3 protein-coding genes are annotated in these 3,188 nt (G+C 69.8%); all 3 read left to right on the top strand.

Features of this window, described 5'->3' with window-relative positions; genetic code table 11:
* The coding region (locus AC1DYI_RS30590; protein WP_477207882.1) for an AAA family ATPase at nt 1-696 on the top strand (696 nt) is incomplete at its 5' end.
* A gap of 5 nt (nt 697-701) precedes the next feature.
* Nucleotides 702-1,670: a DUF58 domain-containing protein gene (locus tag AC1DYI_RS30585; RefSeq protein WP_477207881.1), complete on the top strand. Its 969-nt coding sequence runs from the start codon at nt 702-704 to the stop codon at nt 1,668-1,670.
* Nucleotides 1,671-1,682: 12 nt separating this feature from the next.
* Nucleotides 1,683-3,188 (top strand): transglutaminase TgpA family protein (locus AC1DYI_RS30580; RefSeq protein WP_477207880.1); only part of this gene is annotated, 1,506 nt, incomplete at its 3' end.

Here is a 3,188-nt window from a genome sequence, read left to right as displayed (position 1 = left end):
GACCTGATCGGCGTCAGCATCTATGAGCGCGCCAAGGAAGAGTTCGTTTTCCATTCCGGCCCGATCTTTGCCCAGGTGCTGCTGGCCGACGAGATCAACCGCGCTGGGCCGAAGACACAAAGCGCATTGCTCGAGGCGATGGAAGAGCACCAGGTCACCATCGACGGGCAGACGCGCCCCCTCCCCGCCCCGTTCTTCGTCATCGCCACCCAGAACCCGACGGACCAGTTAGGCACCTACCCGCTACCGGAAAGCCAGCTCGACCGCTTCCTGATGTGCATCACGCTCGGCTACCCCGACCGGAAGGCCGAGCGCGCGCTGCTGGCCGGTGAAGACCGGCGCGATGCGATCGCCAGGCTCGAGCCCGTCATGAGCCTGCAGGAACTGCAAGCCCTGATGGCCGCGGTGCCCGGGGTCCACGCGTCCGACGCGTTGCTGGACTACCTGCAAGCCCTGATCGCCGCCACCCGCTCGGGCCAGTGGTTCGTCGAAGGCATGTCGCCGCGCGCCGGCATTGCGGTGCTGCGTGTGGCCCGCGCCCGGGCGCTGATGGCCGGGCGCGACCACGTCACGCCAGATGACCTTCAGGCCCTGCTACCGCAAGCCATTGCCCACCGCCTGATGCCGGTGGCCGGTGCAGGCCGGGGCCGGCGCGAGCAGGTACGCGCGATGGTCGAGGCGGTGCCGCTTCCCTGAACCGCTTGAACCGCACCATGCTGGGCAAGCTGCGCCGTCGCGTGGACACCTGGTGGCAGGGCCGACACCGGCCGGCCGAGCAGTGGCACCTGAGCCAGCGCAACATCTACATCGTGCCGACCCGCGCCGGCCTGTTCTTTGGCATGACGCTGATGGTGCTGCTGATCGCGTCGATCAACTACCAGCTGAACCTCGGTTATGCGCTGACCTTCCTGCTCGCCGGCAGCGCGCTTGCGTCGATGCACATGACGCACAACAGCCTGCGCGGGCTGACGCTGCATGCGCGGCCGCCCGCGCCTGTATTCGCCGGTGACCGCGCCACGCTCGAAGTGGTTGTCACCAACCCCGGCGCCGCACGACATGGCCTGGGCTTTGGGGTGCTGGTATCGGGCGCGCCGGCACAACTGGCGTTCGCCGAGATCGGCGCGGCGGGCCAATCGCCGGTGGCCATCGGGGTGCTGGCGGAAAGACGTGGCTTGCAGTCACTGCCGCTGTTGAAGATCGAGACGCGCTTCCCATTCGGCCTGTTCCGCGCCTGGTCGCTGTGGCGCCCGGCGGGCCAGCTGTGCGTCTACCCCAAACCCGAGCAACCCGCCGCCGCCCTGCCCGCCGCAGCAGCCGTGGCCGGCGGGCCTGTGCCGGCGCGTGGCGCCCAAGGCGGCGAGTTCGACGGCCTGCGCCCCTGGCGGCGTGGCGACACCCTGCGCCAGGTCGCCTGGAAGAAGGTCGCGCGCAGCGGTGAGCTGATCAGCCGCGAGGGCCGTGAATCGGCTCGCCACGAGCTGTGGCTGGACTGGGTAGCTGCCCGCCAGCCCGACACCGAAGCTCGGCTGTCGCGCCTGACCGCCTGGGTGATCCTGGCCGAACGCCAAGGCCTGGCCTATGGCCTTCGCCTGCCGGGGTTGGAGCTGCCACCCTCCAGCGGCGCACCGCACCGCCACGCCGCGTTGAGTGCACTGGCCGCCTGGCGCTGAGGGCTACCGACGATGACGCCCTTCGCCTCCATCCGAATCGGCAGCACCAGCCGCGAATCACGCGACACGCTGTTCATGCTGCTGGTGATCGGCTGGACCATCACGCCGCATGTGCTGCGACTGGCGCCCTGGGTGGGCGCGCTGTGCGGCGTGGTGCTGCTGTGGCGGGGTTCGCTGGCGCTGCGCCAAGCGCCCTTGCCCAGCCGCTGGTGGCTGGTCGGCACGCTGGCCGTGGCCTCTGGGTTGACCTTCTGGACCGAGCGCACGCTGATTGGCAAAGACGCCGGCGTCACCTTGCTGGTGGTGCTGATGGCCTTGAAAACGCTCGAGCTGCGCGCCCGCCGCGATGCGCTGGTCGTGTTCTTCCTCGGCTTCTTCCTGGTGCTGACGCAGTTCCTGTACTCGCAGTCACTGTGGACGGCGTTGACGATGGGCGCGTCTGTCTGGGGCTGGTTGACGGCGCTGACGCTGGCTCACATGCCGGCCGGCCGCCCTCGGTTGCGCGAAGCGGCCGGCCTGGCGGGGCGCGCGGCGCTGGTCGGCACGCCGGTGATGATTGCCTTGTTTCTGCTGTTCCCGCGCATCGGCCCCTTGTGGGCGATGCCCGGCGCCGGCGCACACACCGGCCTGTCGGACAACCTGCAGCTGGGCGACGTGGCCGAACTGGCCAACGACGACAGCATCGCCTTTCGCCTGCGCTACGAAGGCCAGCCGCCGCCGGCCGAGTCGCTGTACTTTCGGGGCCCGGTGCTGAGCGACTATGACGGCAACCAGTGGCATACCGACAATTTCACACCGCCATCCAGCGGTCCGGTACCCCCGGCCACGACCCGCCGCTACCGCTACGAGATGACGCTGGAGCCGTTGCGCATCCTGTGGCTGCCGCTGCTCGAGGGCACCCGCGATGCGCCGCAGGCGAACCCGCCCATCAACGGCTTGCCCACCCAGCCCGACAACAGCGGCCAATGGCGCTTGCGCCGCCCGATGTCCGAGCGGGTGATCCTCAGCGCCGAAGCTGATCTGCGAGGCCCGACAGCCACGGTGTTGAGGCCGCTCGAGCGCAGAGGGCTGCTGGCTCTGCCGCCCGGCCGGCACCTGCGCACCCGCGCCTGGGCCACTGAGCTGCGCAACCAGCCTGAGCTGCGCGAAGCCGACGCGACCGCGTTGGCCAACGCCGTGCTGCGGCACATCCGTCGCCAGCCCTATGTCTACACGCTGGCGCCGGGAAAGTACCTCAGCGACCCGATCGACGAGTTCTGGCTCGATCGGCGCGAAGGCTTTTGCGAGCACTACGCCGCGTCGTTCGTCGTGATCATGCGCGCGCTCGGCGTGCCGGCACGCATCGTCACCGGCTACCAGGGCAGCGACTTCCTGCCCGTCGATGGCTACTACGCGGTGCGCCAAAGCCATGCCCACGCCTGGACCGAATACTGGCAGGCGGACCGCGGCTGGATTCGAGCCGACCCCACCGGCGCCGTCGCGCCCGAGCGCATCCGCCGCAGCCAGGCGCTGGAGGCG

It is taken from the genome of Ideonella sp. P3_A4 (genome assembly GCF_056403075.1).
Note: the sequence above shows the minus strand (reverse complement) of the source record. Positions and strands in the feature narration are given on the sequence as shown.